Source organism: Streptomyces sp. NBC_01214, from assembly GCF_026340975.1.
Lineage (GTDB): Bacteria > Actinomycetota > Actinomycetes > Streptomycetales > Streptomycetaceae > Streptomyces.
In genome coordinates this window covers 2,553,822-2,572,500 of the sequence record NZ_JAPEOS010000001.1, presented here as the reverse complement: position 1 = coordinate 2,572,500, position 18,679 = coordinate 2,553,822, and the positions used below count along the sequence as shown (strand labels likewise).

The following is an 18,679-nucleotide window of genomic DNA, read 5'->3' as shown; positions in this document are numbered from 1 at the left end:
AGTGACCGTTGGGGGTCTTTGCCTTTCGGCGTTCCACCACTTTAGCGCTTATCCCTTGCGGCTCATAATCGAGCCACTGGCCAGGAATTCGGGCATGCCGAATAGGACCCCGCCAGGGGTAAGTCGTAGGTGTTGGGTTGGCCGCTCTGGGTGCCTGCCGATAGCAGTGCCCCGTTCAAGCGGCTCGGGCTACGTTAGGCGTCCCGCAGGGCCGAGTCAAGTTGAGCGGCGGCGTGGTGCGTGGGCGCGGTACGGGCTCACCGTCGGGTCGTGGGTGACCCAGAAGCGGTACGGGTGGGCCGCGCCGGCTCCGCCCACTCCCGTGCGCGGGCCGCTGCTCATCAGGTCCGCCGAGGTCGGGGTGCCCGTGAGGAGGGACAAGGGGGAATCGGGGCCCGCACACAGGTCGGTGCCGTCGAGGGAGCGGTCCACGTCCAGGGCCGCGGCCAGGCGGGCCGGACCTTTGGCCAATTCTCTCGGGCTTCTGGCTGAAATTCGACGTTTGGCGGCCAGCTCGGCGCCCACCGTGACCTCGCCCGCGCGCAGCAGCACCCCGCTCGCGTGGCCCGGGGGACCGCACACCAGGTTGAGGCTGAACCACATGCCGTAGATGAAGTAGACGTACGCGTGTCCGGGTGGACCGAACATCGATGCGTTGCGGGCGGTACGGCCGCGGTAGGCGTGGGAGCCGGGGTCGCTCTCCCCCTCGTACGCCTCGACCTCCGTGATGCGCAGTTCGAGGGGGCCCTCCGTGGTGCGGCGGACGAGGGTGCGGCCGAGCAGGTCCGGGGCCACGGTGAGGACCGGGCGGTCGAAGAACGACCTGGGAAGGGGCGTACGGTCAGGGCGCGCGCTCATCCGGTCGAGCGTAGTGGAACGCGTCCCCGTGGAACCGGGGCCTAAGGTTCCGCGTTGGTACGGGGTAGTCGCGGCGTAGTCGCCAGATCCTTCAAGGGGAGTTAGAGCATGGGCTTCAAGAAGCTGTTCGCGAGCCTCGGCGCCGGTGGTGCTTCGGTGGACACGATCATCACCGAGCCGAACGTCGTCCCGGGCGGAATCGTCCAGGGCGAGGTACGGATCCAGGGTGGATCCGTGGAGCAGCAGATCGAGGGGCTGTCCGTCGGGCTGCAGGCCCGGGTCGAGGTCGAGGGCGGCGACCAGGAGTACAAGCAGGACATCGTCTTCACCAAGCAGCGTCTGGGCGGTGCCTTCAAGGTGCAGCCCGGTGCACTGCACGTGGTGCCGTTCGGGCTGGAGATCCCCTGGGAGACGCCGATCACCCACTTCGGCGGCCAGCACCTGCACGGGATGAACATCGGGGTCAGCACCGAGCTGGAGATCGCGCGCGCGGTGGACGCGGGCGACCTCGACGCGATCAACGTGCACCCGGTGCCGGCGCAGCAGGCGATCCTCGATGCCTTCCGGCAGCTGGGCTTCACGTTCCGCAGTGCGGACATGGAGCGCGGGCACATTCGTGGGACGCGTCAGTCGCTGCCCTTCTACCAGGAGATCGAGTTCCTGCCGCCGTCGCAGTACCGCGGGCTGCACCAGGTCGAGCTCACCTTCATCTCGGACGGCCGCGAGATGGACGTCGTGCTGGAGATGGACAAGAAGCCCGGTCTGTTCACCGAGGGCAGTGACACCTACCGCTGCTTCCAGGTGGGTCTGCAGTCGTACCAGGGCACGGACTGGGCGGCGTACCTGAACCAGTGGATCGCGTCGGTCGGTTCGCAGCGCAACTGGTTCTAGGCTCGCGAGCGCGTCCGTACACGGCGGGCGCGGTCCGATGTCCCCCCTTCCGGAGGTTCAGCAGTGTCAGAGCAGAACAGGGCGCCCCTTCCGCACGACTTCCACCCCGAGGTCGCGCCCTTCACCTTGACGAGCGAGGACGTCTCCCATGGAGCCGACCTGCACGCCGCCCAGGTCCTCACGGGGAAGAACGTCTCGCCCCACCTGCGCTGGGAGGGCTTTCCCGAGGGGACGAAGAGCTTCGCCGTGACGTGCTTCGACCCGGACGCGCCCACGGGCAGCGGGTTCTGGCACTGGGTGCTCTTCGACCTGCCCGTTTCGGTGACGGAGCTGCCGGCCGGGGCGGGCACCGGGGACTTCGCGGGTCTGCCGGAAGGGGCCGTGCACGCGCGGAACGACTACGGCACGAGGGACTTCGGCGGTGCGGCCCCGCCGCGCGGGGAGCGGCACCGTTACGTGTTCACCGTGTACGCGGTGGACCGGGAGCAGCTCGGCCCGGACGAGGACTCGTCGCCGGCGGTCGTCGGGTTCCATCTGCGGTTCCACGCCCTGGGGCGTGCGCAGCTCGTCGCGGAGTACGAGGCGCCCGCCGCGCGCTGATCGTTTCCCGAGCGTTCGCCCGGTCCTGGTCTAAAGAAGGCCAGGACCGGGCATTTTTATTGCGTTGTCCCGCGTGGCGCGCGCGGCCAGAGTGGTTGCGGGCCCTGCCGCCAGGGTGGTCGCGGGCCTGCACACGGGAGGTGGGCGAGATGCGGGACACGCTGGTGCTGAATGCGAGCTTCGAGCCGCTGTCGACGGTAACTCTGAATCGTGCCGTGGTTCTGGTGCTCCAGGACAAGGCCGTCGTCGAACAGTCGCACCCCGAGCTGCGTGTGCGCGCGGCCACCATGGATCTGCCGATGCCCCGGGTGATCAGGCTCTGCAGGTACGTCCGGGTGCCGTTCCGAAGACATGCTCCCTGGTCGCGGAGGGGGGTGCTGGTCCGGGACCAGCACCGTTGCGCGTACTGCGGGAGGCGCGCGACGACCGTGGACCACGTACTGCCGCGGGCCCAGGGGGGTGGCGACACCTGGCTGAACACGGTGGCGTCCTGCGCCGAGGACAACCACCGCAAGGCGGCGCGGACTCCGGAGGAGGCGGGGATGCCGCTCCTCCGGAAGCCCTACGTGCCGTCGCCGGCGGATGCGATGCTGCTGGCCCTGGGGGTGGCCGGGCGGGAGGCGCTCCCGGAGTGGCTGGAGCGTTCCGCCTGAGCGGATCTCCCGTGTTCGGTGGAGGCGGTCACGCTGGGCGGCGTAGTTCTTCTACGTCGCTCAGCTGACGAGCAGTTGGACGATGGCGAGGATGCCGACCGTCACGATGACCGCGCGCAGGACGGTCGGCGAGAGGCGCCGGCCGACCTTGGCGCCGATCTGACCACCGATGGTGGAGCCGACGGCGATGAGGACGACGGCCGTCCAGTCGAACTCGGCGACGAAGAGGAAGACGACGGCTGCGATGCCGTTCACCAATGCGGCGATGACGTTCTTGACGGCGTTGATGCGTTGCAGGTCCTCGCGGAGCAGCAGGCCCATCAGGCCGAGGTAGAGCACGCCCTGGGCGGCGCCGAAGTAGCCTCCGTACGCGCTGGAGAGCAGCATGCCGCCGAGCAGGGCCGGTCCGCCGTCGGGGTGGCCGGTGTCGCCTCCGGCGGCTTCCTGACGTCGGCGCAGCGCGGCGGCGAGCCGGGGCTGGAGGACGACGAGGACCAGGGCCAGGGCGATCAGAACGGGCACGATCGTGTCGAAGGACTCGGACGGCAGGGTGAGGAGCAGGAGCGCGCCCGCGAGTCCGCCGATGAGGGACACGGAACCGAGCCGCAGGATGCGGGCGCGCTGGCCCTGGAGCTCCTTGCGGTAGCCGATGGCGCCGCTGATCGAACCGGGCACCAGGCCGAGGGTGTTGGACACGTTGGCGGTGACCGGGGGCAGTCCGGTGGCGAGCAGCACCGGGAAGGTGATCAGGGTGCCGGAGCCGACGATGGTGTTGATCGTGCCCGCGCCGATGCCGGCGGCGAAGACAGCGAGTGATTCCCAGATGGACATGGACGGTGCCATCCCCTTTGCATGAGTGAGTCGCCTCCCCGCCATGAAGGTCGAGGGGCCTCACTGATCATGCAGGAAGGGGTGGCGCGTGTCAGTCGATGGGGGGCTGTTCCCGGCGGTCCGCGCCGTCCTTGTCCCGCGCGGCCGGGATGCCGCCGCCGTCCTTGCCGGTGCCGCCCGGGTTGAAGCCCGTACCGCCGCCCATGGGGCCGAAGTTGCCCATGGCGCCGGAGAGGCCCTTGAGGGCGTCGCCGATCTCGCTCGGCACGATCCAGAGCTTGTTGGCGTCGCCTTCGGCGATCTTCGGGAGCATCTGGAGGTACTGGTAGGCGAGGAGCTTCTGGTCGGCGTCGCCGGCGTGGATGGACTCGAAGACCGTGCGGATGGCCTGGGCCTCGCCCTCGGCGCGCAGCGCGGCGGCCTTGGCGTCACCTTCGGCGCGCAGGATGGAGGACTGCTTCTCACCCTCGGCGCGCAGGATCTCGGACTGCCGGACGCCTTCGGCCTGGAGGATCGCGGCGCGCTTGTCGCGGTCGGCGCGCATCTGCTTCTCCATCGAGTCCTGGATGGAGGTCGGCGGCTCGATGGCCTTGAGCTCGACGCGGTTGACGCGGATGCCCCACTTGCCGGTGGCCTCGTCGAGGACTCCGCGCAGGGCCGCGTTGATCTCCTCGCGGGAGGTGAGGGTCCGCTCCAGGTCCATGCCGCCGATGATGTTGCGGAGCGTGGTGACGGTGAGCTGCTCGATGGCCTGGATGTAGCTGGCCACTTCGTAGGTCGCGGCCCGGGCGTCGGTCACCTGGTAGTAGATGACGGTGTCGATGTTGACGACCAGGTTGTCCTGGGTGATGACGGGCTGCGGCGGGAACGGAACGACCTGTTCGCGGAGGTCGATCCGGTTGCGGATCGAGTCGATGAACGGGACGACGATGTTGAGGCCCGCGTTGAGGGTGCGGGTGTAGCGGCCGAACCGCTCGACGATGGCGGCGCTGGCCTGCGGGATCACCTGGATCGTCTTGACCAGTGCGATGAAGACCAGAGCCACCAGAATGATCAGGACGATGATGATCGGTTGCATGCGGTTTCCCCGTGCCCTTCCGGCTGTCTGTGCTGCCCCGTTGATCGGAGTCTCGCAGACCTGGGGGCCGCGAGCAGGCTGCTTGTCACATCACGACGGCGGTCGCCCCGTCGATCTCCACCACGTCGACGGACTGGCCGGGTTCGAAGCTGGTGTCCGCGTCGAGGGTGCGCGCGGACCAGACCTCACCGGCGAGCTTGATGCGGCCGCCGCTGCCGTCGACCCGTTCCAGGACGACGGCGGATCTGCCCCTCAACGCGTCGATGCCGCTGCGGTGTTGGGGGCGCTGGGTGCGGTGCCGGTTGGCGATGGGGCGGACGACGGCGATGAGCGCGACCGACACGATCACGAAGACCAGGACCTGCACCACCACTCCCCCGCCGACGGCGGCCGTGGCGGCGGCCGCGACCGCGCCGACTGCGAACATGCCGAACTCCGGCATGGCGGTCAGGACGAGGGGGATGCCCAGTCCGACCGCGCCGATGAGCCACCACACCCACGCGTCGATGTCCACATGGTCATGGTAGGTCCGGTGGGCGCGGTCGGGACAGGGTGCGGGGGCCCATAAGAGGCGTAAGGGGCGGACCTGGATGCCCCCTTAGCCGAGCGGAAGGCCCTGGGCGGTCCAGCGGTCGGCCCCGTTGCGCTCGACGACCAGCGGAAGGCCGAAGCAGAGGGAGAGGTTGCGGGAGGTCAGTTCGAGGTCGATCGGGCCCGCGGTGACGACCTTGCCCTGACGGATCATCAGGACGTGGGTGAAGCCGGGGGCGATCTCCTCGACGTGGTGCGTGACCATGACCATCGACGGGGCGAGCGGGTCGCGGGCCAGGCGGCCGAGGCGGCGTACGAGGTCCTCGCGACCGCCGAGGTCCAGACCGGCGGCGGGCTCGTCGAGGAGCAGCAGCTCGGGGTCGGTCATCAGGGCGCGGGCGATCAGCGTGCGCTTGCGCTCGCCCTCGGAGAGGGTGCCGAACTTGCGGTCGAGGTACTCGGTCATGCCCAGGCGGTCGAGGAAGGCGCGGGCGCGCTGCTCGTCGACGTCCTCGTACTCCTCCTGCCAGGTCGCCGTCATGCCGTAGGCGGCGGTGAGGACGGTCTGCAGGACGGTCTGCCGCTTGGGCAGCTTGTCGGCCATCGCGATGCCGGCGATGCCGATGCGGGGGCGCAGCTCGAAGACGTCCACCTTGCCGAGGGTGCTGCCGAGGATGGTGGCGGTGCCCTTGGTGGGGAAGAGGTAGCTGGAGGCGAGGTTCAGCAGTGTGGTCTTGCCGGCGCCGTTGGGGCCGAGGATCACCCAGCGCTCGCCCTCCTTCACCGACCAGGAGACCTGGTCCACCAGAGCCCGGCCCTCGCGGACCACGGATACGTCCACCAGCTCCAGAACATCGCTCATGAGCGTGTTGTCACCCCTTGCAGTCACGGTTCTCTGTGCGCCGGTAGACGCAGCCCCAGGGGAAAACCTACGCCACTCGGAGCGGGGTCCGGGGCCGGGGCCCGGTGCCGGGGCCGATCCGTAAAGTAGGGGGATGCTTTTCGAACCACGTTCAGGGCGCTTGGCCGCCTGGGGGAACGCACTGCTGGCCGGTCTGGTCTCGCCCGACGAGGCCGTGTTGTCGATCGTGGGCGAGGACGCCGTGCACCGGGTGGAGGGGCTGCCGGGTGAGACGGGCCCCGTCGGTCTCACCTTGGCGCTCGGCCGGCTGCGGGCCCTGGGGGTGACGGGGCTGCGGGTGGCGCTGCCGGCGCCGGGGCATCCGCTGGGGCTGAGCGGGCCGCCGGAGTTCAATGCGCGGGCGCTGGAGGCGGAGGAGGCGGTCGTCGCGGTGGGGGCGGCGCTGGGGCTGGTGCCGGAGGTGACCGAGGTCGGGCCGGCCGGGGACGTCCACGTGTCGGTGACCTGGCACGTGCTGCCGGTACGGGAGGCCCCGCCGGCCGACGTGCCCTCGCTGAGCGAGGCGGAGCGGGAGCTGGCGGAGGCGCTGCGCGAGGCGACCGAGGTGCTGACCCGGCTGGACGTGGCGGGGTCCGGGCCGGTCGCGGAGGCCGCGCTGTCGGCGTACCGGGCGCGGGCGGAGGCCGGACGGGAGGCGCTGGCGCCGGGGTATCCGGCGCGGGCGGTGCGGGTGCTGGCGCTGGCGCAGCGGGTGGACCTGATGGTGTCGCTGGCGTACGAGAACGGGCACGGGGGCGCGGTGGCCGCCTCGGAGATGGCGGCGCGGGCGGAGGCGCTGCGGCCGGTGGAGCGGGTCGCTCGGCGGGCGCTGGTCGCGGCGTACAACTCGGCCGTTGAGGCGCGCGAGCGGGGCTGACCCCCGGGGGCGTGGGTGCGGCGCCGCTGCGCGGTCGGCCCCGGGCTGCGCCCGGGCTTTGTGGGGCTCCGCCCCCCGCCCCGCGCCTCAAACGCCGGCGGGGCTGGATGGGGGCGGGGCTGGATCATGGGGAAACCCCGCTTCCCAGGGAGAGGGGGGAAGCGGGGCCGGGGTGGGGCGGGTCAGGCGTTGACGCCGGTGTTGCCGAAGGCGGGGTTGAGCAGGCCGATCACGTTGACGGTGTTGCCGACCACGTTCACGGGGACGTGCACGGGGACCTGGACCTGGTTCCCGGAGGCCACGCCGGGCGAGTTCAGGGCCTCGCCCTCCGCCGACGCACCGCCGTGCGCCGAGGAGACACCGGCGCCGGCGGCCAGGAGGCCGCCCGCGATCATGGTGACGGCTGCGGCCTTCTTGAAGTTCTTCACGTTCTCGTCCTCCAGTACGTCTGCCGCGACCAGCCGTCGCGACACGCCTTGGAGAACGGTCGGCCCGCGATCGGGATACGCCATGTGGGCTACATACACCCGACCGTATGAATCTCAGTCCGGAGCGAGACGATCTGATTTACCTCCGATCACTCGGCGATTCCGTGCCTGACCGCCCACAATGCGGCCTGGGTCCGATCGGAAAGGTCCAACTTCATCAGGATGTTCGAGACGTGGGTCTTGACCGTCTTCTCGGAGAGGACCAGGGCGCGGGCGATCTCACGGTTGGAACGGCCGTCGGCGATCAGGCCCAGGACCTCGCGTTCGCGGTCGGTCAGCGAGCCGGGCCGGCCCGCCGGGGAGCCCTGGTCGTCCTGGGAGAGCAGGGCGAGGGCCACCTCCGGCTGGAGGAGCACGTGGCCCGCGTGGACGGAGCGGATGGCTCCGGCAAGCGCCTCCGGGTCGATGTCCTTGTAGACGTATCCGGCCGCACCGGCCCGCAGGGCGGGGACCACCGTCCGCTGCTCGGTGAAGCTGGTGACGATCAGCACGCGGGCCGGGTTCGCCAGCTCGCGCAGCCTGCGCAGCGCCTCGATGCCGTCGGTGCCCGGCATCTTGATGTCCATCAGGATCACGTCGGGCCCCAGCTCCTCGGCGCGGGCGATGCCCTCTTCGCCGTCGGAGGCCTCGCCGACCACCTCGATGTCCTCCTGGACCTCCAGGAAGGTCCGCAGGCCCCGCCGGACCACCTGGTGGTCGTCGACCAGCAGTACTCGAATGCCGCTGCCGCTCCGGCCGGTGCTGTCAGCCACCGGGGACCTCCATCTCGATCGTGGTGCCCCGACCGGGCTCCGAGTGCACGGTGAGCATGCCGCCGACGCCGCTCGCGCGGTCCCGCATGGAGACCAGGCCCAGGTGCCGGCCCGCCCTGCGGACGGTCCGGGGGTCGAAGCCCTTGCCGGTGTCGAGGACCTTGAGGACGGCGCCCCCGGCGGGCGTCCGGGCCAGGGTGACCTCGACGCGGTCGCCGTCCGAGTGGCGCAGGGCGTTGTGCAGGGCCTCCTGGGCGACGCGGAGCAGCGCTTCCTCCTGGGTCGCCGGCAGGGCCCGTACGCCGTCACAGGTGAAGGTGACGTGCGCGGCGTGGGCGCGGTCGAGGACGTGGACGTGCGTACGGAGGGTGGCGACCAGTCCGTCCTCGTCCAGGGCGGCCGGGCGCAGCTCGGTCACGGCGGCGCGCAGCTCGTCGGCGGCCTCCGCCGCCAGGGCCGCCACCTGCTGGAGCTCGTCCTTGGCCCGGGCCGGGTCGCGGTCGACCAGGGTGGCGGCGGCTTGGGCGGTGAGGCGGAGCGAGAAGAGCTTCTGGCTGACGGCGTCGTGCAGCTCGTGGGCGAGCCGGGAGCGCTCCTCGGCGATGGTGAGCTCGCGGCTGCGCTCGTAGAGGTGGGCGTTGGTCAGGGCGATCGCCGCGTGCTGGGCGAGGAGGGAGAGGAGTTCCTGGTCCTCGTCGGTGAACCCGCGGGGGCCGCGTTTGTTCGCCAGGAAGAGGGCTCCGAGGGTCTCGTCGCCGTCGCGCACGGGCATGCCGAGGAAGTCGGACATCTCCGGGTGGGCGGCCGGCCAGCCCTCGAAGCGCGGGTCCTTGCGCACGTCGGCCAGGCGCTCGGGGCCGCCCTCGTGGAGCATCGCGGCGAGGATGCCGTGCTGGCGGGGCAGCGGGCCGATGCGCCGCCACTGCTCCGCGCTGATGCCGTCCACGACGAACTGGGCGAAGCCGCCGTGGTCGTCCGGGACGCCCAGGGCCGCGTACTCGGCGTCCAGGAGTTCGCGGGCGGACACGACGATCGTGCGCAGGACGTCGCGGACCTCCAGGCGGCGGCTCATGGCGAGCAGTGCGGTGCTCACGGCGGCCAGGCCGCTGGGGGGCCCGCCGTGCGGGGGGCTACCGGTCATGGGCTCACCGTACCCGCGGCTGTGACCTGCGGGATCGGGCCGTGGACGTAGGTCCAAGGGACCTGCGGGGGTGGGGCTCGTGGCCGAGGCGGCGGGGGCGGGCCGTTCCTACGTTGGGGGCATCTGCTGATCGGGACGGAAGGCGAGGGTGCTGTCATGTCGGTGGCGATCGTGACGGGGGCGTCCAGGGGGCTGGGCCGGGCGCTGGCCGGGGAGCTGGCGGCGCGGAGCTGGGACCTGGTGCTGAGCGCACGGGGTGCGGCGGCGCTGGAGGAGACCGCGGCCGGGCCCGCCCGGGCGGCGGGGGCGCGGGTGGTGGCGGTGGCCGGGGACGTGTCCTCGGCGGCGCACCGGGCGGCGCTGGTGGCGGCGGCGCGGGAGCTGGGCGGGCTGGACCTGCTGGTGAACAACGCGGGGGTGCTCGGTGCCGAGCCGTTGGTGCCGCTGGCGGAGCACGCGTTGGACGGGCTGCGGGAGGCCTTCGAGGTCAACGTGGTGGGGCCGCTGGGGCTGGTCCAGGAGGGGCTGCCGCTGTTGCGGGCGGCGCGGGCCGGGGCGGTGCTGAACATCAGCTCGGACGCGGCGGTGGTGGCGTACGCGACGTGGGGGGCGTACGGGGCGACCAAGGCGGCGGGGGACCTGGTGTCGGCCGTGCTGGCGGTGGAGGAGCCGGGGCTGCGGGTGTGGTGGGCCGATCCGGGGTCGATGCGGACGCGGATGATGGCGGCGGCCGAGCCGGACGAGGACCTGGCGGGGCTGCCGACGCCGGAGGAGGTGGCTCCGGCGCTGCTGCGGCTGGTGGAGCGGGAGCTGCCGAGCGGGCGGTACACGGCGCGGGAGCTGGCGGCGGAGGCGGCCGCGGGGGCGGGCCAGGGGGCCGCCGCAGGCGCGGAGGCAGGGGCGGGCGCGGAGGCGACCGCAGGAGCAGGCGCGGAGGCAGGCCCGGAGACGGCCGCGGCGGCGGGTGCGGAGACCGCCGCGGGAGCGGGCTCGGGGGCCGCCGCGGGAGCGGGTGCGGAGACCGCCGCGGGGGCGGGCTCGGGGGCCGCCGCGGGGGCGGGTGTGGGGGGTGGGCGGTGAGCCGGTATCGGACCCTGCCGGAGACAGGTCCATATATAAGGGACATACCGCCACAACTGTTGGCCCGGATCCCGGCCGAGCAGCGGGGGCCTGGGCTGGGACGGGACGCCGTGCGGCTCCTGTTGTCCCGGGGCAGCGAGCAGGTGTCGCTGCACGCCTTCCGGGAGCTGCCGGGGCTGCTGCGAGCCGGGGACGTACTGGTGGTGAACACCTCGACCACGCTGGCGGCCGCCGTGGACGCCCGGCTGGGCGGCGAGGCCCTGGTGGTGCACTTCTCGACCCGGGGCGACGGGGGATACCCCGGAGCGAGGCCCCGGGGCGGCCGCTGGGCGGTGGAGCTGCGCACCCCGGCCGGCGGCGGGACGACGCGGCCGCGCACCGGGGGGCCCGCCGGGGCGGTGCTGGAGCTGCCGGGCGGGCACCGCCTCACCCTGGAGGAGCCCCTGGCGGCGGGCGCGGACCGGCTGTGGTGGGCGCGCCCCTCCCCCGCGCCGGACGGGGTGCCGGGGCTGCTGCGGACGTACGGGCGGCCGATCCGGTACGCGTACACGGAGCGGGACCAGCCGATCTCGGCCTATCAGACGGTGTTCGCGGTGCCGGCCGCCGACGGGGCGGGCTCGGCAGAGATGCCGAGCGCGGGCCGGCCCTTCACGGCGGAGCTGGTGGCGCGGCTGGTGAGCCGGGGGGTGCAGTTCGCCCCGCTGGTCCTGCACACGGGGGTGGCCTCGCAGGAGGCGCACGAGCCCCCGTATCCGGAGCGGTACGAGGTGTCCGCCACGACGGCGGGGCTGGTGAACGCCGCCGGGGCCGCAGGAGGGAGGGTCATCGCGGTGGGGACCACGGCGGTACGGGCCCTGGAATCGGCCGCGGACGCATCGGGGCGGGTGCGCCCGGCCGCCGGGTGGACCGATCTGGTGGTGACTCCTGAGCGCGGGGTACGGGTCGTGGACGGGCTGCTGACCGGGCTGCACGAGCCCGAGGCGTCCCATCTGCTGATGCTGGAGGCGGTCGCGGGGCGGGCCGCCGTACGGCTCGGGTATGCCGAGGCACTGGCCCGGCTCTGCCTCTGGCACGAGTTCGGGGACGTCCATCTGCTACTCAAGGACGAGAACCGTGACCATATGCATTGCGACAGCAACGTACGGTGAAATCGCCACGCACCCCATGTGACCCCGCACATAGGACCCACATCACTTACGAAGCCGCCTAGTGGACGAATAAAGACCCTGTCAGTGCTGTCCCACCTAGCGCCGAGGCCCGGGATCGGGCCTCGGCGCCCGCGCGTGATCCACTAAGCGGGATCGTACGTCACACCTTTGCCACAGGATTTTGCCGCCGCTAAGAATTGCTCCCGTCGCACAGCACCGCGGATCCCCGGATCCACAAAGCGCCTTCCTGCGACTCCCGCTATTCGAAGAGGTTGCCCCGCCATGTCTGCTTCCCGCACCCCCGGTCACAGTCGTCTGACGAAGGCACACAAGCTGTCCATCGCCGGTGTCGCCACGCTGAGCGCCGCCGCCGTCGCCTTCTCCCTCATCCCGGCCGACGCCGCCGAGGCCGAGACCATCAACGCCGCCCCCGTCGCCTGGACCCAGGCCGTCAACGGCGCGCAGACGAAGGCGCTGCACGGAAACCTCTCCGCCCAGCAGGTCATCGCCCAGGCGAACGCGAAGGCCGCGGCCAAGATCAAGGCCGACGCCGACGCCAAGGCCAAGGCCGAGGCCGCCGCGAAGAAGGCGCGCGAGGCGAAGACGGCCGCGAGCCGTTCCGCCGCCCGCACCCCGGTCTTCGCGAACAACCTCGACGGCTGGATCAAGGAAGCCCTCTTCATCATGAAGAAGGAGGGCATTCCGGGTACCTACGCCGGCATCCACAAGAACATCATGCGCGAGTCCAGCGGTAACCCGATGGCGATCAACAACTGGGACATCAACGCCCAGAACGGCATCCCCAGCAAGGGTCTGCTCCAGGTCATCCTCCCGACCTTCAAGGCGTACCACGTCAAGGGCACCAAGTTCGACCAGTACGACCCGGTCGCCAACATCGTCGCCGCCTGCAACTACGCGGCCGACCGCTACGGCTCCATGGACAACGTCAACAGCGCCTACTAGGCCTCGACGCACCCAAGCCCCATGCGCCTCAGGGCGGCACCCGGACTTCCGGATGCCGCCCTGAGGCGTTTGTCGTGCGCGCGCACGTGCGTGCGCGATACGTGCGTGCGGTCGTCCCGCCCGCGTCCTACTTGCCCGCGCGCATGACCTCGGGCTCGTGGCGGCGCAGCAGGCGCTGCACCGCGAAGCCGCAGGCGACGCCGATGAGCAGCAGGATGGTGATGTTCAGGCTCCACTGGCCGACCGTGGCGTCCCAGAGCGGGTCGGTGTTGGTCGGGTTCTCCGCGTCCCACGGCGGCATGAGCTTGCCGAGGTTCAGCGTGGTGCCGGCGGCGGCGATGGCCCAGCGGGACGGCATCAGCCAGGCGAACTGCTCCAGGCCCGGGGAGTCGTAGACCTGGAAGAGGATGCCGGTGAAGACGACCTGGACGATCGCGAACATGACCAGCAGGGGCATGGTCTTCTCGGCGGTCTTCACCAGCGAGGAGATCACCAGGCCGAACATCATCGAGGTGAAGCCGAGCGCGATGACCGACAGGCAGATCTCGACGGCCGGCGGCATGATCAGGCCCTCGGCGGGCAAGTCGCGCGGGAAGAAGCCGATCGCGCAGATGATCACGCCCTGGATGGCCGTGATGACGCCGAGGACGATCACCTTCGACATGAGGTACGCGGACCGGTACAGGCCGGTCGCGCGTTCCCGCTCGTAGATGACCCGTTCCTTGATCAGCTCACGGACCGAGTTGGCGGCACCCGAGAAGCACATGCCGACCGCGAGGATCAGCATGATCGTGCCGGCGTCGCCGTTGAAGCGGGACGGCGCGACGGGGGGCGCGAGGCCGAACTTCGCGGGGATCACCGTGGAGACCACGCCCAGGACGGCGGGCAGGAGCACCATCAGGGCCAGGAAGCCCACGTCCGAGGCGATCACCGAGACGTAGCGGCGGATCAGCGTCCACAGCTGCGAGCCCCAGCCCTGCGGCTTGGTCGGGTGCATCTGCTGGACCGGGGGCATCGCGACGGACTGCGGGGCGACCGCGTCGATGTCGGCGGCGTAGAGCTGGTAGTGCTGGGAGCCCTTCCATCGGCCGGCCCAGTCGTAGTCGCGGTAGTTCTCGAAGGCCGAGAACACGTCCGCCCACGTGGTGTAGCCGAAGAAGTTCAGCGCCTCGTCCGGCGGACCGAAGTACGCGACCGACCCGCCCGGGGCCATGACCAGCAGCTTGTCGCAGATGGCCAGCTCGGCGACCGAGTGGGTGACGACGAGGACCGTGCGGCCGTCGTCGGCGAGGCCGCGCAGCAGCTGCATGACGTCGCGGTCCATGCCCGGGTCGAGGCCGGAGGTCGGCTCGTCCAGGAAGATCAGCGAGGGCTTGGTGAGCAGCTCCAGGGCCACGGACACGCGCTTGCGCTGACCGCCCGAGAGCGCGGTGATCTTCTTGTCCTTGTGGATGTCGAGCTTGAGCTCGCGCAGCACCTCGTCGATGCGGGCGGCGCGCTCGGACTCGGCGGTGTCGCCCGGGAAGCGGAGCTTGGCCGCGTACTTCAGGGCGGTGCGGACGGTCAGTTCCTTGTGCAGGATGTCGTCCTGCGGGACCAGGCCGATGCGCTGGCGGAGCTCCGCGAACTGCTTGTACAGGTTGCGGTTGTCGTAGAGGACGTCGCCCTGGTCGGCGGGCCGGTAGCCGGTCAGCGCCTTGAGCAGGGTGGACTTGCCGGAGCCCGAGGGTCCGATGACGCCGATCAGCGACTTCTCCGGGACGCCGAAGGTGACGTCCTTGAGGATCTGCTTGCCGCCGTCGACCGTGACCGTGAGGTGGCGGGCCGAGAAGGAGACCTCGCCGGTGTCGACGAACTCCTCGAGGCGGTCACCGACGATCCGGAACGTCGAGTGGCCGACGCCGACGATGTCGTTCGGGCCCAGCAGAGCGGTGCCGGACTTCGCCAGCGGCTGACCGTTGACGTAGGTGCCGTTGTGGCTGCCGAGGTCGCGGATCTCGAAGCGGCCGCCGGGCATCGAGCGGAACTCGGCGTGGTGGCGGGATACCTGGAGGTCGGAGACCACGAGCTCGTTCTCCAGCGCACGGCCGATCCGCATGACGTGGCCCAGCGAGAGCTGGTGGAACGTCGTCGGGCTGCGGTCTCCGTAGGCCGGGGCCCCGCCCTGCGCCGGGCGGGGAGCGGAGGCGCCCTGCTGGTGCGGGAGGTGGGCCTGCGGCTGCTGCGCGTGCTGCTGTGGTGCGTGCTGCTGTTGCTGTTCCCAGGCCTGGTGCTGGGGCTGCTGCTGCGGGGCCTGGTAGGCCGGGGCCTGCGGCTGGGCGTACGCCTGGGCCGGGGCCTGCTGTGCCACGGCCGGCTGCGGCGCGGCGGCGGCGCTCAGATTCAGCCGCGGGCCGTCCGTCGCGTTGCCCAGGTGGACCGGCGTGCCGGGCACGAGCTCGGTCTGCTGGACCCTGGCCCCGTGCACGTAGGTGCCGTTGGTGCTGCCGTGGTCCTCGATGCCCCAACCCCGGCCGTTCCAGGTGATGGTGGCGTGCCGCCACGACACCCGGGCATCGTCGATCACCACGTCTCCCTGGGGGTCACGCCCCAACGAGTACGACCTGGACGGATCGAGCGTCCAGGTCCTTCCATTCAATTCCAGTACGAGTTCCGGCACTCCAGCCCCACTTAAGTCCCCCGAGAATCCCCCATGACGTCAGGGAGTCTAGGGATGGCGAACATCCGGGGGAACTATTTCAGGCCTACAGCCGTATGTGGAATCCGGGCCTTGCCGGGGCGTCTACGCCTGCCCGTTGACGGGGGCGAAAGTCACCCGGAGAGTGAGATACGGGACTTCTCGCCCGGTGGTCCCGTCGCGTACCGCTCGGTAGGCATCGGGGGTTCACCGTATGCGCCGCATTCATTGGGGGGACGTGCTGCTGTCCGCCGTCGCCACCGTGGGCTGGTCCCTGATCGCGATGGCGGGGGTGGCCGGACTCGGGCTGCACCTGCTGGGCGCCGACGCCTCCGACGCCTCGGGGGGCTCGCTCGGCCCGATGACGGCGGCCACGGTGGTCCTCGCGGTCGGTGGAACCGTGACCCCCTCGGGTGACGTCTCGGTCTTCGGCGTCACCGGTGCGGGCGCCGAAACCTCCCTGGACGGCATGCCCTTGGGGGTGTCGCTGGCCGGGGCGCTGGTCCTGTCGGCGTTGTTCCTGCGTTCCCTCCGGGCCGGGGCGGGGCACGGGGAGACGGCGGCCAGGGTGGCGGTCCTCGGGGCGCTGTTCGTCGCGACGGCGGGCGCTCTGGCGTGGGCCGGGCACGACGTGGTCACCCTCGACGGGACGCTGCCGCTGCCGAAGACCCCCGCGAAGGTCGAGATCCCGGGGATCGGGGACATCGGCGGGCTGCTCCCGGACCGCATCGGGGACCTGATCGAGACCCGGACCCGGGTGGGGTTCTCGGTGGAGCCCGGGCCGACCCTGCTGGGTGCGGGGGTGTGGGTGCTCGCCGTACTGGCGCTCGCGCTGCTGGTCTCGCGGCGCGGGCCGGCCGCGCTGGCCCGGCTGCGCCCGGCCGCCTCGGCGGTGGTGGCGATGACGCTGGTCGCGGTGGCGGCCGGATGGGCCGCGGCCGTGTGGGCGGCGCTGGACGACGACCAGCCGCGGCGGGTGCTGGGCGGAGCGCTGCTGGCGGCGCCGAACGGGAGCTGGCTGGGGGTGCTGCTGGGGCTGTTCGTACCGGTGCGCGGCCGGGTCACGGGGGCTCCGGCCCGGCTGCTGCCCGATCCGTTGGACGACCTGCTGGCGGTGTCCGCACGGGAGCCGGTGACGGTGGCTCGTCTCGGGGAGTACGACGAGCGGGTCTGGCTGCTGGTCGCAGGGGCGGCCCTGCTGCTGCTCTACGCGGGCGTGCTGGCGGCCGTACGGACGCCGGGGCGCGGGATCCTGGGGTGCGCGGCGCGACTGTCGGCCTCCACCGGGGTGGCCCTGGCGGTGCTGGTGCGGTTGACGGGGTTCTCGGCGGACGCATCCCTCGCGGTACTGGGTGTGAACGCGGTGGACGCGGGGGTGGAGCTGCGGGGGGACGTGCCGTACGCGCTGCTGCTGGGCGCGCTCTGGGGGGCGGTGGCCGGTGCGGCGGGTGCCCTGCTGACCCGTCGGCGTCGGGCGGCCCTGCCGGACCGGGCCGGCGCGGCGGGGCCCGCGCCGGGGTGGCCCGACCCCCGGGCAGCGACGGCCGCGTACCCCGGCGCCGTACCGTACGGCGGACCCGCGCGCGGTCCGCGGCCCGGAGCGGGCGGGGAGGTGGACGGCTCCTGGGACGTGACCGTGACGGGCGTCCCGCCCTGGTCACCCATGCCGCCGAAGCCGCCCCGCCGGGCGCCCTTCACTCCCCCGCCCCCGCCGGGAGCCCCGCCCCCGCCGAAGCCGCCGGGGCCGCCGGGGCCGCCGGGGCCGCCGCGGTGAGGCGGGCTGGGGGCCGCTGCGCGGAGCCGTCCCCCACCCGCCCTTCCACCGTTCCCCGGGGCTCCGCCTCAAACCCCGCGCCGGGGTCGCCGGCGAGGCCGAATTCCTCGCCGCCTTCTGGGGCGCGACCGTTCAAGACGTGGGACGGGGGTCCTGGGGCCCCGGTCGGGAAGATACGGTGAGGGCACCATGAGCGCATCGCAGACCTCCGACGTCCCCACCCTCCTCGTCAAGATCTTCGGCAAGGACCGTCCCGGGATCACCGCCGGGCTGTTCGACACCCTCGCCGCCTACTCCGTCGACGTCGTCGACATCGAGCAGGTCGTCACCCGTGGCCGCATCGTCCTGTGCGCCCTCGTCACCAAGCCCGCCGGCGGAGCCGAGGGTGACCTGCGGGCCACCGTCCACGGCTGGGCCGAATCCCTCAAGATGCAGGCCGAGATCCTCTCCGGTACCGGTGACAACAGGCCGCGCGGCAGCGGCCGCTCGCACGTCACCGTGCTCGGGCACCCGCTCACCGCCGAGTCCACGGCCGCGATCGCCGCCCGGATCACCGAGACCGGCGGCAACATCGACCGCATCTTCCGGCTCGCCAAGTACCCGGTGACGGCGGTGGAATTCGCCGTCTCCGGTGTCGAGACGGAGCCGCTGCGCACCGCCCTGGCCACCGCCTCCGCGCACATCGGCGTGGACGTGGCCGTCGTCTCGGCCGGACTGCACCGCCGGGCCCAGCGCCTGGTCGTCATGGACGTGGACTCGACCCTCATCCAGGACGAGGTCATCGAGCTGTTCGCGGCGCACGCCGGGTGCGAGGCCGAGGTCGCCGAGGTCACCGAGCGGGCCATGCGCGGTGAGCTGGACTTCGAGCAGTCGCTGCACGCCCGGGTGGCGCTGCTCGCGGGGCTGGACGCGTCCGTCGTGGACAAGGTCCGCGCCGAGGTGCAGCTGACCCCGGGCGCGCGGACCCTGATCCGCACCCTCAAGCGGCTCGGCTACCAGGTGGGCGTGGTCTCCGGCGGCTTCACCCAGGTGACGGACGATCTGCGGGAGCGGCTGGGGCTGGACTTCGCCTCCGCCAACACCCTGGAGATCGTCGACGGGAAGCTGACGGGCAAGGTCACCGGCGAGATCGTGGACCGGGCGGGCAAGGCCCGGCTCTTGCGCCGCTTCGCCGCGGAGGCCGACGTACCGCTGTCCCAGACGGTGGCCATCGGCGACGGCGCCAACGACCTGGACATGCTGAACGCGGCCGGGCTGGGCGTGGCCTTCAACGCCAAGCCGGTGGTCCGCGAGGCGGCGCACACCGCGGTGAACGTGCCCTTCCTCGACGCGGTGCTGTACCTGCTCGGGATCACCCGTGAGGAGATCGAGGCCGCCGACCTGGCCTGACCCCGACGCACGCGAACGGGCCCCGGCAGCCGATGTGGTTGCCGGGG

General features: G+C 71.9%; 17 protein-coding genes and 1 pseudogene. 9 read left to right on the top strand and 9 right to left on the bottom strand.

Annotated elements, in window-relative coordinates:
• Nucleotides 1-216: 216 nt before the first annotated feature.
• The gene (locus OG594_RS12345) at nucleotides 217-858 is read right to left on the bottom strand and encodes a DNA-3-methyladenine glycosylase (protein WP_266598108.1); all 642 of its coding nucleotides are present in this window, start codon (nucleotides 856-858) and stop codon (nucleotides 217-219) included.
• A 108-nt stretch (nucleotides 859-966) separates the two neighbouring features.
• On the opposite strand from OG594_RS12345, the gene OG594_RS12340 reads away from it, so the two are divergent.
• From OG594_RS12340 to OG594_RS12330, 3 genes are all read left to right on the top strand, one after another.
• Complete coding sequence (locus tag OG594_RS12340) at nucleotides 967-1,749, top strand: sporulation protein (RefSeq protein WP_030010486.1); 783 nt, start codon at nucleotides 967-969, stop codon at nucleotides 1,747-1,749.
• A 63-nt stretch (nucleotides 1,750-1,812) separates the two neighbouring features.
• On the top strand, nucleotides 1,813-2,349 hold the full coding sequence (locus tag OG594_RS12335) for a YbhB/YbcL family Raf kinase inhibitor-like protein (RefSeq protein ID WP_266598106.1): 537 nt from the start codon (nucleotides 1,813-1,815) through the stop codon (nucleotides 2,347-2,349).
• 149 nt (nucleotides 2,350-2,498) lie between these two features.
• Nucleotides 2,499-3,002 carry an HNH endonuclease gene (locus OG594_RS12330; protein ID WP_266598104.1) on the top strand — a complete coding sequence of 168 codons (504 nt, stop codon included), beginning with the start codon at nucleotides 2,499-2,501 and terminating at the stop codon, nucleotides 3,000-3,002.
• A gap of 60 nt (nucleotides 3,003-3,062) precedes the next feature.
• On the opposite strand, the gene OG594_RS12325 is transcribed toward OG594_RS12330, so the two are convergent.
• The 4 genes from OG594_RS12325 to OG594_RS12310 form a co-directional block, all read right to left on the bottom strand.
• Nucleotides 3,063-3,833 (bottom strand): sulfite exporter TauE/SafE family protein, encoded by a 771-nt coding sequence (locus OG594_RS12325; protein WP_266598102.1) that lies wholly within the window; start codon nucleotides 3,831-3,833, stop codon nucleotides 3,063-3,065.
• 91 nt (nucleotides 3,834-3,924) lie between these two features.
• The gene (locus OG594_RS12320) at nucleotides 3,925-4,911 is read right to left on the bottom strand and encodes an SPFH domain-containing protein (RefSeq protein ID WP_266598100.1); all 987 of its coding nucleotides are present in this window, start codon (nucleotides 4,909-4,911) and stop codon (nucleotides 3,925-3,927) included.
• Between the two features lie 85 nt (nucleotides 4,912-4,996).
• Entirely contained in the window at nucleotides 4,997-5,425 is a 429-nt protein-coding gene (locus OG594_RS12315) for an NfeD family protein (protein WP_266598098.1), read from the bottom strand.
• A gap of 84 nt (nucleotides 5,426-5,509) precedes the next feature.
• Nucleotides 5,510-6,304 (bottom strand): ABC transporter ATP-binding protein, encoded by a 795-nt coding sequence (locus OG594_RS12310; protein ID WP_266598096.1) that lies wholly within the window; start codon nucleotides 6,302-6,304, stop codon nucleotides 5,510-5,512.
• 133 nt (nucleotides 6,305-6,437) lie between these two features.
• Between OG594_RS12310 and OG594_RS12305 the strand changes: the two genes are divergently transcribed.
• Nucleotides 6,438-7,220 carry a hypothetical protein gene (locus OG594_RS12305; protein ID WP_266598094.1) on the top strand — a complete coding sequence of 261 codons (783 nt, stop codon included), beginning with the start codon at nucleotides 6,438-6,440 and terminating at the stop codon, nucleotides 7,218-7,220.
• A 182-nt stretch (nucleotides 7,221-7,402) separates the two neighbouring features.
• Here OG594_RS12305 and OG594_RS12300 read toward each other — a convergent pair whose 3' ends face one another.
• The 3 genes from OG594_RS12300 to OG594_RS12290 form a co-directional block, all read right to left on the bottom strand.
• The gene (locus tag OG594_RS12300) at nucleotides 7,403-7,648 is read right to left on the bottom strand and encodes a chaplin (RefSeq protein WP_323185303.1); all 246 of its coding nucleotides are present in this window, start codon (nucleotides 7,646-7,648) and stop codon (nucleotides 7,403-7,405) included.
• Between the two features lie 149 nt (nucleotides 7,649-7,797).
• Nucleotides 7,798-8,460, bottom strand: coding sequence for a response regulator transcription factor (locus tag OG594_RS12295; protein WP_266598092.1), 663 nt, complete (start codon nucleotides 8,458-8,460; stop codon nucleotides 7,798-7,800).
• The gene (locus OG594_RS12290; protein WP_266598090.1) at nucleotides 8,453-9,601 is read right to left on the bottom strand and encodes a GAF domain-containing sensor histidine kinase; all 1,149 of its coding nucleotides are present in this window, start codon (nucleotides 9,599-9,601) and stop codon (nucleotides 8,453-8,455) included. Before OG594_RS12290 ends, OG594_RS12295 begins: the two co-directional genes overlap by 8 nt.
• Nucleotides 9,602-9,757: 156 nt before the next feature.
• Between OG594_RS12290 and OG594_RS12285 the strand changes: the two are divergent.
• From OG594_RS12285 to OG594_RS12275, 3 genes and pseudogenes are all read left to right on the top strand, one after another.
• Nucleotides 9,758-10,435 (top strand): annotated as a pseudogene (locus tag OG594_RS12285) (SDR family NAD(P)-dependent oxidoreductase); the annotation flags it as partial.
• A 242-nt stretch (nucleotides 10,436-10,677) separates the two neighbouring features.
• Nucleotides 10,678-11,829 carry an S-adenosylmethionine:tRNA ribosyltransferase-isomerase gene (locus OG594_RS12280; protein WP_323185202.1) on the top strand — a complete coding sequence of 384 codons (1,152 nt, stop codon included), beginning with the start codon at nucleotides 10,678-10,680 and terminating at the stop codon, nucleotides 11,827-11,829.
• Nucleotides 11,830-12,111: 282 nt separating this feature from the next.
• On the top strand, nucleotides 12,112-12,792 hold the full coding sequence (locus OG594_RS12275; RefSeq protein WP_266598088.1) for a transglycosylase SLT domain-containing protein: 681 nt from the start codon (nucleotides 12,112-12,114) through the stop codon (nucleotides 12,790-12,792).
• Between the two features lie 127 nt (nucleotides 12,793-12,919).
• Here the strand turns inward: OG594_RS12275 and OG594_RS12270 are convergent, their stop codons facing one another.
• On the bottom strand, nucleotides 12,920-15,430 hold the full coding sequence (locus OG594_RS12270) for an FHA domain-containing protein (protein WP_266602849.1): 2,511 nt from the start codon (nucleotides 15,428-15,430) through the stop codon (nucleotides 12,920-12,922).
• A gap of 253 nt (nucleotides 15,431-15,683) precedes the next feature.
• Here OG594_RS12270 and OG594_RS12265 point away from each other — a divergent pair, with 253 nt between their 5' ends.
• On the top strand, nucleotides 15,684-17,243 hold the full coding sequence (locus OG594_RS12265; protein WP_323185200.1) for a streptophobe family protein: 1,560 nt from the start codon (nucleotides 15,684-15,686) through the stop codon (nucleotides 17,241-17,243).
• Between the two features lie 189 nt (nucleotides 17,244-17,432).
• On the top strand, nucleotides 17,433-18,632 hold the full coding sequence (gene serB / locus OG594_RS12260; protein ID WP_266598086.1) for a phosphoserine phosphatase SerB: 1,200 nt from the start codon (nucleotides 17,433-17,435) through the stop codon (nucleotides 18,630-18,632).
• The last annotated feature ends 47 nt before the right edge of the window (nucleotides 18,633-18,679 follow it).